The sequence below is a fragment of the Helicobacter baculiformis genome (genome assembly GCF_900197685.1).
GTDB classification, from domain to species: domain Bacteria; phylum Campylobacterota; class Campylobacteria; order Campylobacterales; family Helicobacteraceae; genus Helicobacter; species Helicobacter baculiformis.
This window is the reverse complement of sequence record NZ_FZMF01000063.1, coordinates 1-3,012: the sequence shown is the minus strand read 5'-3', so window position 1 is coordinate 3,012 and position 3,012 is coordinate 1. Positions and strand designations below refer to the sequence as shown.

The following is a 3,012-nucleotide window of genomic DNA, read 5'->3' as shown; positions in this document are numbered from 1 at the left end:
GCTTTAACGGGGCAGAACAAACTCAGATTTGTAACAATGTGGAAGAAAAAAATTAAACATTACGTCACCCCAATTTATGATGTAAAAGGTTATTCTATAGCCAATGAACTTACTATTAGCTTACTAGGTTATTATGCATGGAGGTGTGAGGAGACCAGATGGAGTACCTCAAAAGATATATTTGTGTATTGGTGGTTTTAAGTGTAGCCTATGGGGACGTACGGGATGGTTTTTTTGTTGGTGGAGGGTTTGGTATTAGTAACGAGAGTCCCTCTTATAGGTCATCTACACTAACTAAGACCCACGTTGGCATAGCTCCACCAGCAACCGATGCAACAAGGCTAAGCCAAGATGCTAAACAGGACCTCCAAGATGCTTTACAATTGCTCAATAACCTTAATGAATCGCTAATCCATGCCAAAAATAGCAACCAAGATCTTAATAACTTGTCTTCTATTAATCTTTCCAATCTAAACGGTATGCAGGCTTTGTACGCCAAGATTACAAGTATTCTCCAAGAGCTCCAAAGTGCTCTTGACATTTCTGCCAATAATGCGCACAACCAAGCCACTATGTCCCAATACAACACTGTCTTTAATGAGCTTAAGTCCTTGCAAGCAAAGCTCACGCAGGAAGTTAATAATTACGACAAGGCCTTAAGCTCTCAAAGACAAAACTATGACACCAAGCACACCGCATACCAAAAAGCTAAACAAGAGTATCAAAGTAAGGTGCAGATATATAACAATGCTAGAAACTCTGTCACAACAACTCTTGAGAATGCCACTTCAATTTGCGGGAATGGCAATTGTAGTGCTAGCCAAATCCCTGCTTTTTTGCAGGGTGCAAAGACTCTTGTTAAAGATTTGAAAACCTTAGCGGCTTTAAATCCCAAGTTTTCAGAGCTTCAATATTATGAAGCTAATTATGATGGGACTCACAATGTTGTGAGTGGCCAAGCATTGCTCAATGGCATAGCACAAGCTGGGGGTGCCAACAATTATTTTACAAATCTTGCCAACAACATCGATCCCAATGTCTTGCAGACAAGTTTTGGCCAACTCATCGCCCTAGCCGCTTGGTTTAACGCCCAAGCAAAAGCCATTGAAGACCTAGCTACCCAATATGGAATCTCTTCTGCCCAGATTTCTACCTACATGCAAGGCTTACTTGACAACTATCAAAATACATTTGGGATTATTATGGTCGGTAAATCTTATTTGGATAGTGCTGTTCCCACAGCCACAACAGCACTAGGAGATGGTCCCCAATTTAGCCTATCTAATCAACTTGACTTCTCCTACCAAAATTTTGCCCCCCAAATCCAAACAGCCTACCACCAACTAGATGCTATTCCCAACATTTCAGACACGCATACACAGATCAAACCTAGCCTAGTCCCTCTAGCCAAAAGTATTAACCAATCCTCCTCTAAGTTTTTCTCTAGTATAGGCTATAATGTAGATTTGCTCGCCGGTTGGCAGTATTTTTTTAGTGGGCATTTTGGCTTTTCTATCCATACGTCTGTGGGTTATGGTTATATTAATAGCCCACTTTTTAACAGCGCGTCTCTTTTTGGGCGTTTGCAAGACATTAAAATTAATTTGGGTTCAAATTTAATTTATGACTTCAACACGCCTACACACTATAAGCCCCCTGTCTATTATGGCATGTTTGTGGGCGTGCAGGGTGGGAGTACTAATTTTGTCCTCAATGCCAAAACCAAAGCTCTTTGGCGCGCCTCTTACGATCTAGAGCTAGATATTGGGTTTAGGTTTCAATTTTCAAGCCATATTCTCAAGTATGGAATCAATATTCCACTAATCCCCCATAAAATCAATTGGCAAGTAGATTCAGGGTCTTTCCAACTAGATGAGAGTATCAAGGACATCGGGTTTTTTATCACCTACGAAAAACTAATTTTTTAAACCTACAGACACCTTAGCAATCTTTGCTCTTTAAATGTGGTGTAAGTGGGGATCGCGTAGTTGGCAAAGGGCGCGTAAGCATAAGATCGGCTGGGAGTTTGAGCGCCATACTTTAGAGGAATTACCCCAACTACAAGCCCAAGCACAACAAGGCAAGATACTCTACACTCCCCTTAAGATCACCCCCAACCCTACCACCCAAGAGCTAAAAAGTCAAGCCCTAGAACTCCACACCACCGCTAAAGAACAAGAAGAGGGGTTTAAAGAGCTCTTAGAGGGGCTTAAGGGGGGTGATAGCACGCTAGAAGCCAACAACACCTTAAAGAGCGTACAGAGTATAGAAGAGAAGTTGGCGTATTACAATGGGGATGCACAAAGAGTGGATGACTTGCTAAGGGGGCTATAGTGGTAGATAGGCAAGCTTTTAATATGGAGCTTGTACGCGTGTTTGAGAACTTAGAGAATAACCACAACATTAAGGACATTAGTCTCAAGTTTATAAAAACCCAAGATGGGTATCAGGGGGTGCATATAGGCTTTGACTTTAAGGGCGTGCCCAGTGAGGTACAGCTACACACGCCCAAAAGTTGGAAGGTGAAGAAGGCATTAGACCCCCTCTATAAGGCTAAACGCAAACTCCAACTAGAGGGCAGTTTAACTAAGAAGGAAGCCAAAGACTTAAGGCGCAAAATGAAGGCACTAGGTCAAGAATCTGACTTAGATAGTAGTTTGTTCACTTCGTTTAAGCTCACTTCGCCACAAGAATCGCCGCACCAATCTGTGGTAGTAAAAAACTCCTTATCGGACTTAAACGCCACCCATGAACCATCTTTAAACTCAAAGGCGGGGTCTTCTTCAGAATCAGGCACAGCATACAACCGCTTAGAATCAAAGTTAAACCAAAAATCCACATCTTTAACCGGGGGTAAGGGGATAGACACTGACATACAGACTCCTTTAAATGAGAGTAGCACAAACCCCCTTAAGATCACCCCTAAGCCTAAAGCGCATTTGGCAAGCGTCCCCTCTACTTTGAATAAGCCCGATGTCTTAAGTGTTGTGGACCTCTTAGAGCGATTAAAAA

Annotated in this window: 2 protein-coding genes and 1 pseudogene; all 3 read left to right on the top strand. The window is 42.2% G+C overall.

Annotation, left to right across the window (positions count from 1 at the left end):
* Window positions 1-479: 479 nt before the first annotated feature.
* Window positions 480-1,928 (top strand): hypothetical protein, encoded by a 1,449-nt coding sequence (locus C6G87_RS07630; RefSeq protein ID WP_233709069.1) that lies wholly within the window; start codon window positions 480-482, stop codon window positions 1,926-1,928.
* A 34-nt stretch (window positions 1,929-1,962) separates the two neighbouring features.
* Window positions 1,963-2,334 carry a hypothetical protein gene (locus C6G87_RS07625; protein ID WP_104752914.1) on the top strand — a complete coding sequence of 124 codons (372 nt, stop codon included), beginning with the start codon at window positions 1,963-1,965 and terminating at the stop codon, window positions 2,332-2,334.
* Window positions 2,334-3,012 (top strand): annotated as a pseudogene (locus C6G87_RS08635) (hypothetical protein); the annotation flags it as partial. The gene C6G87_RS07625 and the pseudogene C6G87_RS08635, both read left to right, overlap by 1 nt.